Annotated in this window: 12 protein-coding genes and 1 pseudogene; 12 read left to right on the top strand and 1 reads right to left on the bottom strand. The window is 44.3% G+C overall.

Annotated features, from left to right (window positions below; translation table 11 throughout):
• Positions 1 to 1,006 precede the first annotated feature (1,006 nt).
• The 9 genes and pseudogenes from FYJ39_RS17670 to FYJ39_RS17630 all read left to right on the top strand — a co-directional run bounded on the left by FYJ39_RS17670 (position 1,007) and on the right by FYJ39_RS17630 (position 11,884).
• A complete protein-coding gene (locus tag FYJ39_RS17670; RefSeq protein WP_235919881.1) occupies positions 1,007 to 1,894 on the top strand; it encodes a MurR/RpiR family transcriptional regulator in 888 nt (295 codons plus the stop codon).
• 14 nt (positions 1,895 to 1,908) lie between these two features.
• Complete coding sequence (gene dhaL / locus FYJ39_RS17665) at positions 1,909 to 3,684, top strand: dihydroxyacetone kinase subunit DhaL (RefSeq protein ID WP_235919880.1); 1,776 nt, start codon at positions 1,909 to 1,911, stop codon at positions 3,682 to 3,684.
• A 59-nt stretch (positions 3,685 to 3,743) separates the two neighbouring features.
• On the top strand, positions 3,744 to 4,673 hold the full coding sequence (gene pfkB, locus FYJ39_RS17660; RefSeq protein ID WP_154473724.1) for a 1-phosphofructokinase: 930 nt from the start codon (positions 3,744 to 3,746) through the stop codon (positions 4,671 to 4,673).
• Positions 4,674 to 4,688: 15 nt separating this feature from the next.
• Positions 4,689 to 5,546: a class II fructose-1,6-bisphosphate aldolase gene (gene fba / locus FYJ39_RS17655; RefSeq protein WP_154473723.1), complete on the top strand. Its 858-nt coding sequence runs from the start codon at positions 4,689 to 4,691 to the stop codon at positions 5,544 to 5,546.
• Positions 5,547 to 5,625: 79 nt separating this feature from the next.
• Positions 5,626 to 6,624 carry a substrate-binding domain-containing protein gene (locus tag FYJ39_RS17650; RefSeq protein WP_154473722.1) on the top strand — a complete coding sequence of 333 codons (999 nt, stop codon included), beginning with the start codon at positions 5,626 to 5,628 and terminating at the stop codon, positions 6,622 to 6,624.
• Between the two features lie 95 nt (positions 6,625 to 6,719).
• Positions 6,720 to 8,240: a sugar ABC transporter ATP-binding protein gene (locus FYJ39_RS17645; protein WP_330362892.1), complete on the top strand. Its 1,521-nt coding sequence runs from the start codon at positions 6,720 to 6,722 to the stop codon at positions 8,238 to 8,240.
• On the top strand, positions 8,241 to 9,203 hold the full coding sequence (locus FYJ39_RS17640) for an ABC transporter permease (protein ID WP_003498296.1): 963 nt from the start codon (positions 8,241 to 8,243) through the stop codon (positions 9,201 to 9,203).
• Between the two features lie 270 nt (positions 9,204 to 9,473).
• Positions 9,474 to 11,207 (top strand): annotated as a pseudogene (locus FYJ39_RS17635) (DUF7832 domain-containing protein); the annotation flags it as partial.
• Positions 11,207 to 11,884, top strand: coding sequence for a site-specific integrase (locus FYJ39_RS17630; RefSeq protein WP_456236697.1), 678 nt, complete (start codon positions 11,207 to 11,209; stop codon positions 11,882 to 11,884). The pseudogene FYJ39_RS17635 and the gene FYJ39_RS17630, both read left to right, overlap by 1 nt.
• A 163-nt stretch (positions 11,885 to 12,047) precedes the next feature.
• On the opposite strand, the gene FYJ39_RS17625 is transcribed toward FYJ39_RS17630, so the two are convergent.
• Positions 12,048 to 12,224, bottom strand: coding sequence for a hypothetical protein (locus tag FYJ39_RS17625; protein WP_154473721.1), 177 nt, complete (start codon positions 12,222 to 12,224; stop codon positions 12,048 to 12,050).
• Positions 12,225 to 12,515: 291 nt separating this feature from the next.
• Between FYJ39_RS17625 and FYJ39_RS17620 the strand changes: the two genes are divergently transcribed.
• From FYJ39_RS17620 to FYJ39_RS17610, 3 genes are all read left to right on the top strand, one after another.
• Positions 12,516 to 12,695 carry a helix-turn-helix domain-containing protein gene (locus FYJ39_RS17620; protein WP_154473720.1) on the top strand — a complete coding sequence of 60 codons (180 nt, stop codon included), beginning with the start codon at positions 12,516 to 12,518 and terminating at the stop codon, positions 12,693 to 12,695.
• 170 nt (positions 12,696 to 12,865) lie between these two features.
• Complete coding sequence (locus tag FYJ39_RS17615; RefSeq protein ID WP_118035138.1) at positions 12,866 to 13,975, top strand: AAA family ATPase; 1,110 nt, start codon at positions 12,866 to 12,868, stop codon at positions 13,973 to 13,975.
• On the top strand, positions 13,968 to 16,238 hold the full coding sequence (locus tag FYJ39_RS17610) for a S8 family peptidase (protein WP_195840473.1): 2,271 nt from the start codon (positions 13,968 to 13,970) through the stop codon (positions 16,236 to 16,238). The genes FYJ39_RS17615 and FYJ39_RS17610 overlap by 8 nt, the downstream gene beginning before the upstream one ends.
• The last annotated feature ends 34 nt before the right edge of the window (positions 16,239 to 16,272 follow it).

Raw genomic sequence — 16,272 nt, 5'->3', positions numbered from 1 at the left:
AATTGCAAAGATAACTGCCAATGTTCAACTATAAATCATAACGTTTTGCTCATCTCTTATTTTAGCACAAAGAAAATGTAGACAACATGGTGGTTTCCCATGTGTCTACATTTATCTTACAACTTCACAAAGCAGGTGGTTTTCTGTTTCGCACGTCACCGTTCCTGGCCTCAGGAACGGTGACGTGCTCAACTGGCTAAAGCCAGAAGAATGAGAACAGCGGCGACGCTGTGGTGATGCGGGTTGGCGGTATGATGGAGATTTAACGGAGGTTAGGAGGACGCGTCCGGAACGGACCATGTCCGGTGTGGTGAGGGGGGGCTGTCTAAGTCTTCCGTCCCCGATTGGAGGTTGTTGTGAGGGGGAAATCCGGCCGGAATGAATTCTTACGGGGACCGTTTGCACTCTTCGAAGCGCATAGCCGTGCTAAATTCGAAAAAACCTCATTAAGCACGGATGGGCTTCCATGTCCCCTCCAGAATTGATTCCGCCTACTTCCCCGGGGCAGATTTTCGCCGGGGACGGAAAACTCAAGCGGAGGTTTTCGCACACCGGACATGGTCCGTACCGGCGGCGTCCTCACCTGCTTAACTAAATCTCCAATGATAGGTAAATACATATTATTATTTGATTTCTGTCTGTTAAAGTGCTGAAATAGTTTTAAACAAATAGAAAAAAGTAGGGAAAACAGAGAGGGAGGATAAGAGAAAATAGCTTGAGATGAGTAAATGTATACAATAAACTTAAAATAGAAAATATAATTTGATATTGACAAAAGGATTGCTCCGATTTATACTAAAACTAAATTTTGTGAAATTTAATTTTTTGAAACAAAAAAACACGAAATAAAAATACAAAACAAAAATGAGGACTGTAAGTATGGCGGAAATGAACAGGTTCTGCGTTCACCGCAGAAAAGTTGTGTGTTAAATTCCGCCAGAAACATGGTATAATGAAGCGGTTAAATATCGAATCCATTTATATTACAAAAGAAGAGGAAATGTATATGTCATCACCAGTATTAATTGAGATTAAAAGCCGCTATCCCCAAATGAACGAAGCTATGCGCAGAATTGCCGATTATGTAATATCATCAGAGAATGATATTATCTATCTGAAAGCCAGCGATTTTGCAGAAAAAAGCGGAGTCAGCACTGCATCGGTCAGCCGTTTCGTAAAACTTCTGGGATATAAGAATTTTAATGAATTCCGTTTGAAAATGGCAGTGACGGAAGAAAAGAATGTGAATGAAAAACCGGAAGAAAAGGACAGGCTGGTATATAACGGTGAAGCGATAGGAAAATCACCCTACGAAGTCAGCAAAACAATTTTTTCAAAAAGCATCCGGGAATTGGAAGACACCTGGAATATGATGGATTTTGACATTTTGGAGCCGGTTGCAAATTTAATTGACAAAGCAAACCGGATCGTGGCCATCGGAGTAGGCCGCTCCAAGATCACAACGGAGGCTCTGGTGTCGAGATTGTACCGTATTGGCTATTATATTGTGGATTTTTGCGATTCCCATGAGATTGTGAATATCACTTCTATTTTAAAGGAAGGGGATCTTTTAATCGCAGTCAGCAATTTTGGACAAAGCAAGTCTGTAGTGGAGGGCGTAAAGCGCGCCAAACGCAGAGGCGTTACCGTGGTGGGAATTACCAGTGTAAAGGATTCACCGCTGGCTCAATATTCTGATTATGTGTTGTTCAGTGCCTATGATTACGCCTCGGACAAGATGGGGAAGCTTTACGAGCCATCCAGCGAAAATGTGGCACAGCTTGTTTTGGTGGATTGTCTTTATATGATGGTGGCCACAAAGCATGAGAAGGAAAATTTATCCCATTACAGGGCATTTTCAGAAGAGATTAGTACGGAGCATGTTAATAAATAGGAGGGAGCATGAAAATGAACCGATTGCTTAATAACCCGGAACAGGTAGTAGACGAGATGCTGGCAGGCTATATTGCAAGCTATCCGGATCGTTTTTGCAAGCTGGACGGATATCATGTGCTTCTCAATAAAAATGAGAAGGATAAGGTTTCAATCGTCATCGGAGCAGGAGGAGGAAACGAGCCGTGGCCCATCGGATACGTGGGAGAAGGACTGGCAGATGCATGCTCCCTGGGAAATGTTTTTGCTGCTCCCACGGCAAAATCAATTTTGAATGCAATCCGTTATGTTCCGAATGAAAAAGGTGTTTTATGTATTGCCACAAACCATGCCGGAGATGTGCTGAATTTTGAGCTTGTTGCAGGTTTGGCAGAGATGGAGGGAATCCATACGAGACAGATTTACGTATCAGATGACATCACATCGGCAGAAAAAACACAGCGGGAAGAGCGCAGGGGAATCGCAGGCGTCTCCCTGATAGTGAAGATCGCCGCCGCCGCTTCTGAGGCAGGTCTTAGCCTTGAAGAAGTGTATGAAATCGCCAGTATGGCAAACAAGAATATTTATACGGTCAGCGTCACAACCTCACCGGCCTATATTCTGGAGACAGGACAGCCGGCTTACGAGCTTCCAGACGGCGAAATGGAGTATGGTATGGGCTTTAACGGGGAGAAAGGAATAGAACGAACTGCTCTCTCCACAGCGGATGAGGTAATGGAGCGGATGGTTCAGATGCTTCAGGAAGATATGAATCTGGAACCAGGAGAGGAGATAGCCGTATTTTTAAATCCGTATAAGGCCACTACAGTCCTGGAATCCTACACATTAATGAGAAAATGCCTTGAACTATTAGAGGAAAAGGGAATAAAGGTCTATGATTCCTATGTGGATTCTCTCTTTCCGACCCAGGGGGCGGGCGGTTTTTCACTGACCTTTTTAAGAATGGATGAAGCATACAGAAGGTATTATGACCAGCCGGCTGATTCTCCGCTTTTTAAGAAGGGAAAGGTAGTACATAAAACAGAAGCTGGCCGGACAGGCACAAAGAGCTTTTATGGCAGCACAAAGAGGCCGGATGCGGCAGAGGCTGAAGGGAAGCCGGCAGTGCAGCGCCGGGAGAACCAAAATGTGGAAGGACAGAAGACGGACAGCCGTACCTTAAATAGAGAAGAGTTAAAATCCATGATGCTCTATGTAGCAGAAAAAATTGTAGAGAATGAGCCGTATTTGACGGAGATCGATTTAAAAATCGGAGATGGGGATCATGGAACAGGCATGAAGCGCGGATTCTGCGAGGTGGCAAAAGCGCTTCCCGGGTTTGAACCGGTTTTTGCAGAGGATGTGCTGCAGTTCGTGGGAACTACGCTGCTGGATACCATGGGCGGTGCGTCGGGAGTTCTGTTTGGAACGGTATTTCTCAGCGGACTGACCAGGCGGGAGCATCATGAAGCAGTCGGAATAACTGATTTTTATGAGATCTTTTCCCAAGCGTTAGAGGCGCTGAAACAGAGAGGCCGCGCCAGGGTCGGAGACAAGACCATGGTGGATGCATTAGAGCCGGCGGTAAATGGACTAAAGGCAGCGGCAGAAGCCGGGGATACGATGAAAGAGGGACTTAGGAAGGCGGAGCAGGGAGCCAGGGACGGTGTTGAATATACAAAGACAGTAAAGGCCCGGTTCGGCAGAGCCAGATATTTTGGAGAAAAAGCCATAGGCTTACAGGATGCGGGGGCAACCTCCGTCTGGATCATATTCCGCTCTATGCATGAGTGGATTTGTGAGAATAAATAAAATATATAAAAGCCGGAACAACCGGCGACAGCGTTTTCCGAACGCTGCAGGAGGAAAGAATGGTTATAACTGTAACTTTAAACCCTTGTGTGGACAGAACCATTGAAGTTGAAAAATTTCAATATGGCGGGACTAATAAGGTACTGATGACGAGAAACGATATTTCCGGCAAGGGAATCAACGTAAATCTTGTTTTACAGCGCCTGGGAATTGAAAATCTGGCTACCGGCTTTGATTATCAGGAGGACACAAAGAAGCTGACCGGATTTTTAGACCGGCTTGGCTGCCGTTATAAGCTGGAGCCAGTGGAGGGAAGCTTAAGAGTCAATGTTAAAATCTTTGATTGCGCCACCTCTGTTATGAGCGAGTTTAATGAGCGGGGCTCGGCAGTAACAGCGGGGAATGTGGACAGCTTTTTGAAGCTTTTATATACCCAGATGGATCTGGCGTCAGTTATTGTGGTAGATGGTTCTGTTCCTCCGGGCGTTCCAGAAGATATCTATGAAAGAATCATAGAAGAGGCAGGAAAAAAGGGACTGAAAACTATTCTGGATGCGTCCGGAGAGCTTCTTAAAAAGGGGATTAAGGCAAAGCCGTTCCTGATCAAACCTAATCAGGACGAGCTGGGCGCCACCTACGGGGTGGCGGTACAGAATCTGGATGACATTATCCGGACGGCAAGGAAGGTGATAGAGGAAGGAGTAACCTATGTCTGTGTCTCAAGAGGCAGCCAAGGCGCAGTGCTTGTAAGCAAAGAGCATGTCTATGTGGCAGAACCGCTCACAGTAGATATTAAAGGAATACAGGGAGCCGGAGATTCTATGGTGGCAGGCTTTTGTTATGCAATTGAAAAGGGAATGAATGAGACAGATCTTTTGCGCCATGCAGTGGCCTGCGCCACAGGTTCCCTTTTGCATCCGGGGACACAGCTTTGTGAAAAAGAGGATATGGAGGCCATGCTTTCCAAAGTCCGTATTGTAGAGGTTTGACAGGAGGAAATAAAAATGGCATTGATGACAACGAAAGAAATGCTTCTGAAGGCGCAGCGGGAAGGTTATGCAGTGGGCGCCTTTAATGCAGAAAATATGGAGATGGTTCAGGCTGTGATTGAGGCGGCTGAGGAGATGAAGGCGCCTGTTATCATCCAGACCACGCCAGGGACTTTAAATTATGCAGATCCCGAGATGTTCTATGGGATGTGCGCCGCAGCGGCCCAAAAGGTTTCTGTCCCGGTTGCACTTCACCTGGATCACGGCAACAGCTTTGAAATGGCAGCAAGGGCATTAAAAGCCGGATACACCTCTGTCATGATCGATGGCTCTAAAGAGGAATTTGAAACCAATGTAACACTTTCCCGAAGAGTGGCCGAGATGGCCCATGCTATGGGAATCCCGGTAGAGGGAGAGTTGGGAACCGTGGGCGGCAAGGAAGATAACCACGAGGTAAAGGACAGCGAAAAGGCATATACAGATCCTGAACAGGCCGGAGAATTTGCAGAGCGGACAGGTGTGGATTCATTGGCGGTGGGGATCGGTAATGCCCATGGATTTTATAAAGGTGATCCAAAACTGCGGTTTGATATATTGGAAGAGACAAGAAAAAGAGTTTCAATTCCCATCGTGCTTCACGGGGCATCCGGTATTCCGGACGAAGACGTAAAGAGGGCAACAGGACTTGGAATTTGCAAGGTGAATTTTGCAACAGAGCTGAGAGACGCTTTCTCCAAAGGCGTAAAGGCGTACTTAAAGGAGAATCCGGATACCTATGATCCAAAGAAATATGGGGCAGCCGGCAGAGAGGCTGTAAAGAAGCTGGTGCTTCACAAGCTTGAGGTGTTAAACTGCCAGGGAAGAGAAGGGTAAGAGCAGTGGGCGTAATCCTGGGGAAAAGCTCCGGGTTCACATAATAACTATATTAATGCAATCAAGGAGGAAAAAAACAATGAGAAAAATGATGGCGCTTGCTATGGCAGCTATGATGGCGGTATCGCTGACAGCCTGCTCCAGCGGAAGTAAGACAGCAGAAACAACGAAGGCAGCAGAAACAACCAAAGCAGCAGAAGCAGAGGCAGCAGAAGCTACAGGCGGGGCTGAAGCAAAGACGGCAGAAGATATCACAGTTGGTGTCAGCCTGTTAAACAGCACACATGTATTTTTTAACAATATCCAGGCAGCCATGGAAGAGCAGGCGGCTGAGTACGGATGGACTCTGGATGTGCAGGATGCTGCCGGAGATGCCAACAAACAGTTAAGCCAGGTTCAGGACTTTATTACCAAGAGTGTTGATGCCATTGTAATTGCGCCAACCAATTCAGCCGGTTCCAAATCCATGATTGAGCTGGCAGAGGCTCAGAACATTCCTGTATTTACCATGGATATTAAATCTGACGGTCAGGCAGTAAGCCATATTGCAACCGATAATAAAAAGGGCGGCGAGTTGGCAGCACAGTACCTGGTTGAAAAGATTCTGACAGAGAAAAAAGGAACAGCAGCAGTCATTACTTATTCTGAGATTGAGAGCTGTGTGGATCGTGAAACAGGATTTACCGGTTATCTGGAGGCCAATGCACCGGATATCCAGGTAGTGGATATTCAGAATTATTCCGGCGACCAGCAGAAAGCGGCTGACGTAATGCAGAATATGCTGTTAAAGCATGATCAGCTTGATGTTGTTTTCTGTGTAGGCGATCCGGCAGCCATCGGCGCATTATCTTCCATCACGGCAGCAGGCGCAGATACAAAGATCATTGGTTACGACGGAAATCCGGAAGGCATTGCTGAAATCAAAAAAGGCGGCAGCTGGGTGGCTGATGTTGCTCAGGATCCGGTAGCAATTGGAAAGACCACACTGAGCACTGTAAAATCATATCTGGAAGGAGCAACACCAGAGGCAGAAATCCTCATCTCCCCTTATATGATCGATGCTGAGAATGCACAATAATTAAAACAGACAGAAAGCATTGTCTGATTGCCGGGGGGCGCCGACTTTGACTGGTGACAGCCATGGAGGCGCCCTCTGATAAGAAAGGGGAACGAATGATGCAGGGAGTCCAGGAAACACCGTTTGTTGAATTAAAACATATCAGCAAATCATTTCCGGGTGTGAAGGTTCTGGAGGATATTTCCATCCCTTTTTACCGCGGGAAGGTTCATGTCCTGCTTGGAGAAAACGGAGCAGGAAAATCAACGATCATTAAAATGATTTCAGGAATTTACCAGCCGGATGAGGGCGAGGTATTAATAGAGGGGAAAAACGAGCATCTGACCAATATCAGGCAGGCCCGGAAGTTCGGAATCAGCGTCATCCATCAGGAATTAAGCGTGATTGATGATCTGAGGGTTTATGAAAATGTCTTTTTGGGACGGGAATTAAAGAGCGGCGGGTTTGTCGATGCAGCCCGTATGATCCGTGAGACAAAGGAACTGATGGAAGCTATTGAAATTGATATTGATCCAAAGGCGTATATCAGGGACTTAAATAACGGGGCAAAGCAGATGGTGGAAATCGTCCGGGCGGTATCCCAGAACAGCAGGATGGTTATTATGGACGAGCCGACCAGTTCCCTCTCCGATCATGAGGTACAGGCGCTTTTCAAGGTAATGAGAAAGCTGAAAAGCGAGAATGTAGCTATCATTTATATTTCCCACCGGTTAAAAGAAATTTTGGAGATGGGAGACACGCTGACGGTTCTTCGCGACGGAACGCTGGTGGATACCGTACCGGTCAGTGAGGTGACAGAGGATAAAATGGTGGCAATGATGGTGGGACGCGAGATTTCCAACTATTATTTTAAACCGGAGCCGCCAAAAACAAAGGAAATCGTATTTGAAGTCCGGAACTTAACGAGAGCCGGAATGTTTAACAATGTGTCATTTAAGCTCTATAAGGGAGAAATCCTGGGAGTGGCCGGTCTGATTGGCGCAGGGCGCACAGAGGTCATGCGGGCTGCCTTTGGAGCGGATCCTTATGACAGCGGGGAGTGCCTGATGGATGGAAAGCCATACAAGGCGAAAACGCCCAAGGATACAATTAAAAAAGGACTTGGCCTAATCCCTGAAGACAGAAGGGGGCAGGGCCTTTTACTGGAGAAAAATGTAAAGGAAAACACATCACTGGCATCGCTTTTTGCCAACTCCAACCATGGGTTTATCAACTTTGGCTGGGAAAAGCAGGAGTCAGTGTCATATATAGAAAAGCTGAGGATTAAGACACCGTCGGAGCTGGCGCTGCTTAAGAATCTTTCGGGAGGAAACCAGCAGAAGGTGGTCATTGCCAAATGGCTGCTGGCCAAGTCACGGATTCTAATCATGGATGAGCCGACCAGGGGAATTGATGTCAATGCAAAATCGGAGATTTACGCTTTGATGAAGGAGTTTGTTGAAAACGGGGGAAGTATCATTCTTGTATCCTCGGAGCTTCCTGAAATCATTGGATGCTCAAACCGCATTATGGTTATGCGGGAAGGAGTGGTAACCGGATTCCTCGACCAGGATGAAGCTACGGAAGAACGGGTTATGCAGTTTGCCAGCAAGGGAACGAATCAGGAGGAAAAGTAAATGAGCAGTCAAGTAACACAAAGCAAAGTGAAAGCGTTTGCTGTTAATAATACAATGTTATTTTTTGCAGTAATTCTGTTTGCTGCCTGTATGATCGGGGTGCCTCGGTTCGCCACGGGCGGCAATCTGATGAATATTTTGATTCAGGTGTCAATTAATGCCCTGATTGCCTGCGGTATGACATTTGTCATCCTCTCAGACGGAATTGACCTTTCCGTAGGCTCTGTGGCAGCAATCGCAGGTGTGGCCGGAGCCAGCCTGATTAAGCAGATGCCGGATGCCGGTATTGCGGCATGTATTGCTGTGATACTGGTAACAGCAGTTGTGGTCGGAACAATCTGCGGTTCTATCAACGGTTTTTGTATTGCCAAGTTGAACGTTCCGCCTTTTATTGCCACACTGGCCATGATGAATGCAGCCAGGGGACTTGCTTACGTATTTACCGATGCCAAACCAGTGTTTGGCCTGCCGGACAGCTTCGGATGGGTGGGACTTCGCAGCATCGGAGTTATTCCCGTATCAATTGTATTAATGGTTATTGTAATTGGGCTCTCCTATCTGGTGCTCTCTAAAACATGCTTCGGCCGTTATATCTATGCAGTGGGAAGCAATAAGGAGGTTGCGAAGCTGACCGGTATCAATGTAACCATGACCCGGTTTTCTGTTTACGTGATTTCCGGTATTTTGGCAGCCTTAGCAGGACTTGTGCTGGCCTCCAAGCTTCAAAACGGACAGGCGACAGCGGCAACAGGCTATGAGCTAAATGCCATTGCGGCCGTAGCCATGGGCGGAACCAGCATGTCCGGCGGACGCGGCGGAATCCCTCAGACCGTGGTCGGTCTGTTTGTAATCGGTATTATCAACAATGCCCTCAGCTTACTGGGCGTTTCTTCATACTGGCAGACGGTGGCAATGGGCGCTATCATCCTGGTTGCTGTCATTATTGACCAGTTCAGAAAGTAATGTTTTGATAAACGGCTCTGGGATTTGCATCCCAGAGCCGCTTTGTCTACAGTCTGCGGCGTCCGGTAATTATTTACCGGGCGCCGTTTTATAATTGAAGGCGGTGACCTGCTGTCACTAAAATGTATGCTGATTGTGACACTCTTTCACGGTCACATCCCGGACAATGAAGCGGAGAGCAACGCCGAAAACAACTATATGTGGCCAGAGGCCGTAGAGGCGGCCAAAACGCACAAGGCACATATCATGGTGGCTGTGTTGGACGTGGAGAAAAAACTGCTGGAGCGGGGCAAGCTGTTCACTAAGGCGATGGCAGTGTGCTGCAAGCAAAAATATGCTACCGGTGTCTACACCAGCGGCGTGGTATTTGAGCCCCGCTTCTACGAGGGATTCGCCGATATGATGAAAGAGGACGAACTTCCCATCTTCAACTGGGTATGGTTCGGCCTGTACCGGAGCGAGGGTGGCTTGAACGGTTACACCTACGGCATGGATGTGTTTGGCAAGGACGAAATGGAAGTGTTGAACGCTGACGCCGAGCCGGAAGAACTGCGGGACTTCTTGGCAAGCCTTGCCTCCTATGTGCTGGCGTGCGATGTTACGCTGAAGGATGGCGAGACTATCAGCTTTTCTGCGGACGATAAGCACACTATCACCCGTAACCCCGGCGTCTCTCTGCCGGAGGAGCAGATGACGCTGAAGATTTCCTATGAGTCTACTGAAGAAGAGACAGAGAATGATGAGGATAGTATAGGAATGGATGATGTTTCCTATCATATTGAGAGCATTGAGGAGAAGGAGTTTCCCATTGACCCCATCAACGCCTACAATCACATGGCGATTTATTTGCGCTGGTGCATGGAGCATGACTTGATGGGCGGGAAATTCCTGGCGGAGCATGGCGAGGTGGTAAACCAGGTCAAAGCCGATCCAGGCAACACAGACCTACGAACATTCATCCGGGAGGAATTATTCGGCTGTCTATTTTCGGCTCTGTTCAACCAGAAAGGCCGTGCCTTTGCCCATCATTACTATGGAGAAAATGATGCGCCCTATTATCCTGCCGGCATTGATGACTATGCCCTGAAATATTTTGGTCCGTCTCGGTATCACTCCAATGAATTTCAACAGGAGGCATATTTATTTATCCCATTTGATGAGAAATACTATCAGACCATGGCCAAGGTCATCGAAAAACGCTTTATCAACTGGCAGGGGCAGGACTTTGACGAGGATACGCTGGAGCCTTCCGAGGTAGCCCAGACCATCATGGAGTATCTGGACTGTGAGTGTACCTATTTCCCGTCTATGGCAGATGATGATCCCATCATGTCAGCATACAGCTACGCCCGGCGGCTGGGAGTGCGGGAGGACTTTATTCCTGTTCTCATCAAGCCGGATGAAACTCTGTTGGAGTGTCTGGTGATGAATGCCGACCCGGAAAACGATGCAGACTGCTATGAATTTGACCCCAAAGCTGTGGAGGAGTACCGGAAGAAGATGCTCTCCGCTCCCGTCAAGGACGGAAAGGCGGCTCTGGAGGAATTGACCGGGCAGAGCAAAGAAGAAGCCGAGGATGATGATATGGACTGGGAGGAAGAAATTATTGGTGAGATAGACGGCGGTATCAACAACGACCGCTTCGCAAGTTATTGGGATTCTGATACCAATATGACCGTTCCGCTAATTCTGGCTAAAATTCCGGTAAAGAACCCCTGGGAGATCTTCGCCTACCTGCCCTTCGGAAACTGGAATGAATGTCCTGACACGCTGGAGCTAATGGCAGTGGCGAAATACTGGTTCGAGCAGTATGGCGCGGTACCTGCCGCCATGAGCCACGATGAGCTGGAGTTCCTGCTCCCCGCTCCTGTCCCCAAGAAGAAGACCATGGATGTAGCGGTGGAACAATACGGTTTTTGTCCTGATTTGGACCAAAATGCAAGTATTGGCACTTTGGCTGATACTATACACCAATCCACCGTCTGGTATTTCTGGTGGGATTGATGGAAGGATACTCAAATAACAGAATATCAGAAAACCTATATCGAACTAAAAAACAAGGTGTTATCAAGAAGTTTCCACCTTGCATAGCCAGTACCCATACTGCTCTGGTTCTGAAAGAGCCTAAAACTAAAACCAGTATTCGCCGCGTGTACTTGCCGAAAACAGTTGCCTATATGCTGGTAGAGAGAAAAAAAGAAATTGATGAGCTGATGGATCTGTTTGGAGATGAATACATCGACAATAACCTGGCCTTTTGCTCCAGCAATGGCCGTCCGATGGAAAGCCAGGTGATTAACCGTGCTTTCAATAAACTTATCAAAGAAAACGGACTGCCTCATGTTGTGTTCCATTCTCTCCGCCACTCCAGCATCACCTACAAGCTGAAACTCAATGGCGGCGATATGAAATCAGTCCAGGGCGACTCCGGTCATGCTCAGGTAAAAATGGTTGCGGATGTCTATTCTCACATCATCGACGAGGATCGGTGCATAAATGCTCAACGATTGGAGGAAGCTTTTTATTCCTCCAAGACTCCTGATCCTGTTGAAAATACAGAGCCAGAAACTGCGGATACTGCCGTCACTGAAAGTAATGAAAGTGATGCAGCGAAGATACTGGAACTGCTTAAAAATCCCGAAACTGCCGCACTGCTCAAGCAGCTGGCAAAGGCTTTATAAAGTCCCTCCCTCAGAAGAACGCCTCTCACTTTGTGAGAGGTTTTCTTCTTTTGAACCACATAGCACAGTGACCAAACACTTTTTTTGTTAGCAAGGTTCTGAAGGCATTTTTGAGCGATGTTAGCAAATTCACGATTTTGTTTGCAAATCCCTCTGATTTCTGCTAACAAATGTTTGCAAGCTCTTTTGGAAAAACTCGAACCTCTGACTTACCGCCTTTCTTAGCAAAAGGCAAAATCTCGTTAGCAAATGTTAGCAAACCGAGGTTTTTTGCAAAAAAGCCAAGAAAGCCGCAGGAATAAGGAAAGCCGAAAACCTGATAAATCAAGGCTTTCGGCATTGCGTACTGGTGTTCCTGAGCGGATTCGAACCGCTGGCCTTCCGCTTAGGAGTATGGCTTACCACCTCGTGCGGTTACCGACTACATAACTTCTCATGCAAGAAAAACCTTGATTTTATGGGTCTTTCCGGTCGTCATGTTTGACATGGCACTACATCTCATTCTACGATTTTTGCCCCCATTATGTAATGTACAATTAGCAAATTCTTAGCAAGAATATAGTAACCAAACCATATCCCAAATAGCAAGGGTAATATCTGTTTATAGATATTTTACCCCGTAGGAGGTAGTATGTCAAATTGTGAAGACAGAACTTATACCGTTGAAGATATTGCCAAAATGCTGAATATCGGCAGAACATCCGCTTACAACCTTACGAAAGAGGGGCACTTCAAAATTGTTCGCATAGGCAATACAATCAGGATTTCAAAGAAGTCCTTTGACGAATGGTTAGATAAATTAGATATATAACAGAATACAGTCCCTCAACGCCATAGGCTATTAAATTCCTATGGCGTTTTATTTTCCATTGTTTTCGTGTTCCATTTTTAATATATTTTTTATTTTGGAACATTTTAATTGAATTTGCATTGTATTTGTAGTATAATTTATCTGTACCAAAATAGCATTTATGAGGTGAAATGATGAACAGTGATGAATTAGTACCAAAACTAGTACGGGCATGTTTAGATAATGACCGAAGATTAGTTGAAGAAATTTCTACTATGTTGGTTAAGTTATATAAAAAAAAGCAACCCAATATTGCTCAGGAAATTTCTCAATCTTTAACTTACTCCCGAAATGGTGCTTCTGCTATAAGATCTGTCGATGTACAACCAGTTCCAATCGATAGAGAAACTCGCTTTACTCTTTGCAAAGCAGAAGAACCTTTAGAAATTGACCCTCCGATATTATCAACAGAAACCATGGAGGAACTAAACAATTTCATACTCGAAAGAACAGAAATCGAGAAACTGCTTATTGAAGACATTACTCCACCCAATAGTTTACTTTTTATTGGCGAGCCGGGCGTAGGAAAAACTTATTCTGCAAAATGGCTTTCTTACAAATTAAATTTACCCTTAATAACAATGGACTTAGCTACTTCTATTTCAAGTTATCTTGGTCGCTCAGGTCAAAATATTAAACATATTTTTGATTATGCAAAGTCGTTTCCATCAATTTTACTTTTAGATGAGATTGACGCAATTGCCAAACGCAGAGATGACGCTTCAGACTTAGGAGAATTAAAACGATTAGTTAATGTCTTACTAAAAGAATTAGAAACATGGCCAAGTCAAAGCATAATTATTGCAGCAACCAACCATCCCGATTTATTAGACAAAGCTATATGGAGACGTTTTGATCGAACAATCACATTTAAAACTCCAGAAATAGGTGAACGCAAACTATTATTACAAAGATACTTAGGCAAGTATTATGATATGCTATCGCCCAAAGCCCTTTCTTTTGCACTACAACAAACTGCCCATATTAGTGCTGCTGATATTGGCAAACTATGTACACACGTTAAAAGAAAAATTGTTTTAGCTGGGAGTAATTCAGATTTAATTGTTTTTGAAGAATTTTGTTTGAATTCTTGCGACAGCAAAACGCAAAAGATAGAACTTTGCAACTTGCTTCGAGAGGTGGATCCTTCTTTAAGCATACGTGATATATCAAAAATAACAAAGATTCCAGCAACATCTGTAAGTCGTTATTTGCAGAATGGAGGTGCATCAAATGAGTAACAAACATCCAATTTTAGGACGCGGAGAACTATATGTAAAAGATATTGAAAAGCGTTACTATGGAGGACCGCAAAAACTCCCCCATACTTATCACGAAAATAAGCTAGCTTTAATCAAGGATATTACTTCTATTCAAGAAGAAGTCCAAAGAAATGACGAGATTTTTTTACAAGAAAAAGTCGTCTGTATCCGTATGGAACCTAAATTTGAAGCTAAATCTTATTCACCTGATATGCTTTTATCGGTGGATGGTATTACTCCTATCGGAGGACGTAAATATGTAATTTCAAAGTCTGAAGAAGGTCTGGTTAAATCGAAATTATATTTTGCAAAAACCAGTGATCGGGGATTAGAAAACCTAAAATACATATTGGAGTCTGGTCAAAAAGATAACACTGTTACCTGGCAAAATCAAATTTCAACTATTCGAACAATTGATTTGCTCGATTCTACAGAAAAAATTTCAGGTTTCTCAGGTACTTGGGATAGCGGATTAGTTGAAATTGTTTTACATCCATTTATATGGAATGACGCTTTTGCTATGCAACAATTCTTAACCCTTTTAGATTTAGAAGCAGATAAATACAAAATATCTGGTTATGAAAATGGTCCTTTATTTTGTGTAGCCGTATGTGATCACGAAACATTAGAACGATTGGCAAAGTTTAACCCATTAAGAACCATTCATCCTTTAGGGGAACTCAACATACCAAATATGCGTGGCAGCTCTTTTTTTGACGCACCAGTTCCACCATTATACAAAGGAACTCCTCAAATGCGAATAGGTGTTTTTGATGGTGGTGCTGACTCGACATTACCTCACTTAAAAGATTTTGTCACCGCACATGAACTGACACCTATCACTGGACATCCAGCACTTATTGCACACGGAACTGCAGTTTGCGGTGCTGTTTTATATGGGTTGTTAAATTATAAATCATCAACTGAACAGCTTGAAACGCCGATTGTTTCTGTTGACTCATATAGAGTATTGCCACAACAGCAAACTGGAAATCCTATAGAAGATAGCGGACTGTATCCTGCAATCGATCAAATAGAACAAATCGTGCATAACCATACAGAAACTGCATTATATAATTTATCTTTCGGTCCTCGAGGTGCAATTGTTGATGATGATATTAGCCGTTTTACCTATGCATTGGATAGGCTTTCCATGCTTCCTCATCATCCACTATTTTGTGTTGCTGTTGGAAATGATGGGGATTTACCCTATCCTTTTAATAGGATACAAGCACCCGCAGACTTAGTTAATGGGTTAGGAATTGGTGCTTATACATTTGACAGAAATGGAGAAAAAGTAAGGGCTAGTTATAGTTGCATTGGCCCTGGACGCGAAGGATGTAAAGTAAAGCCTGATGTCTTGGAATTTGGAGGATCACCAGAAAATCCAGCTGTTTTAATTAGCACTATACCAAATAAAGCAACTGTAGAATGTGGAACCAGTTTTTCCTCTCCTATTGTTACTGGTAAGCTAGGAAAAATGATGGCATTATCTTCTGAAATCTCTCAGCATATGGCTAAAACACTACTTATTCACACAGCAGAAGATTCAGATGAATATAGCATTGAAGAAATAGGATTCGGATTCTGTGTTGATGATGTTACAAATATCCTAAACTGTGAAGACAATAAAGTTGTTGTTTTATATGAAGGAAATATAGCCCCTAAACAAAATATACAACTCCCTATTCTTCTCCCAGATATAAATGGACTTAAATGTAACGCTAATATAACATGGACTCTTTCAACTTTATCTGAATTAAACCCAAATGATGTTGACTCTTATACTTGTAATTGTGTAGAAGATTATTTTTATCCGCATGATAAACATTATAATTATTTCAAAAACACAATACAGGGTAGAAAGCAAAAAGCAGCCTTTGCTGGGACTGATGCAGAAAAAGAACTATATGATTTAGGATATAGTCGTTCCGATCTTCCAATCTCCAAACCGCCAAAGCAATTTTTGAGTGAAGATGAACTGCGATCACAACATTTGAAATGGGATACTGTAACCAAAAAGACTATTACTATGAGAACGTCTTCTTTGAACAATCCATTTTTCATACTTCATGGAATGAACAGAGATATTGCTGGAACTACCCCCATGAAATATTTTGTTGCCATTACAGTAGAGATTCCAAAATATCCTGGAATTTTGTATGACGATATTTTAGCTCAATATCGAAATCTTGTACCAATCAATATAAAAGTAGAAAATCAGATTTTTGTCGAATTATAAACTTTATAAAAAAACGCCATAGGCTATTAAATTC

It is taken from the genome of Clostridium porci (assembly GCF_009696375.1).
GTDB lineage: Bacteria > Bacillota > Clostridia > Lachnospirales > Lachnospiraceae > Enterocloster > Enterocloster porci.
Note: the sequence above shows the minus strand (reverse complement) of the source record. Positions and strands in the feature narration are given on the sequence as shown.

Bases quoted from the DNA above. Each gene is read 5' to 3' on its own strand.
- FYJ39_RS17620 (WP_154473720.1), top strand. From the start codon at position 12,516: ATGTCAAATTGTGAAGACAGAACTTATACCGTTGAAGATATTGCCAAA.
- FYJ39_RS17670 (WP_235919881.1), top strand. From the start codon at position 1,007: ATGTCATCACCAGTATTAATTGAGATTAAAAGCCGCTATCCCCAAATG.
- pfkB (WP_154473724.1), top strand. From the start codon at position 3,744: ATGGTTATAACTGTAACTTTAAACCCTTGTGTGGACAGAACCATTGAA.
- FYJ39_RS17625 (WP_154473721.1), bottom strand. From the start codon at position 12,224: ATGCCGAAAGCCTTGATTTATCAGGTTTTCGGCTTTCCTTATTCCTGC.
- FYJ39_RS17630 (WP_456236697.1), top strand. From the start codon at position 11,207: ATGGAAGGATACTCAAATAACAGAATATCAGAAAACCTATATCGAACT.
- FYJ39_RS17650 (WP_154473722.1), top strand. From the start codon at position 5,626: ATGAGAAAAATGATGGCGCTTGCTATGGCAGCTATGATGGCGGTATCG.
- FYJ39_RS17615 (WP_118035138.1), top strand. From the start codon at position 12,866: ATGATGAACAGTGATGAATTAGTACCAAAACTAGTACGGGCATGTTTA.
- FYJ39_RS17640 (WP_003498296.1), top strand. From the start codon at position 8,241: ATGAGCAGTCAAGTAACACAAAGCAAAGTGAAAGCGTTTGCTGTTAAT.
- fba (WP_154473723.1), top strand. From the start codon at position 4,689: ATGGCATTGATGACAACGAAAGAAATGCTTCTGAAGGCGCAGCGGGAA.
- dhaL (WP_235919880.1), top strand. From the start codon at position 1,909: ATGAACCGATTGCTTAATAACCCGGAACAGGTAGTAGACGAGATGCTG.
- FYJ39_RS17610 (WP_195840473.1), top strand. From the start codon at position 13,968: ATGAGTAACAAACATCCAATTTTAGGACGCGGAGAACTATATGTAAAA.
- FYJ39_RS17645 (WP_330362892.1), top strand. From the start codon at position 6,720: ATGATGCAGGGAGTCCAGGAAACACCGTTTGTTGAATTAAAACATATC.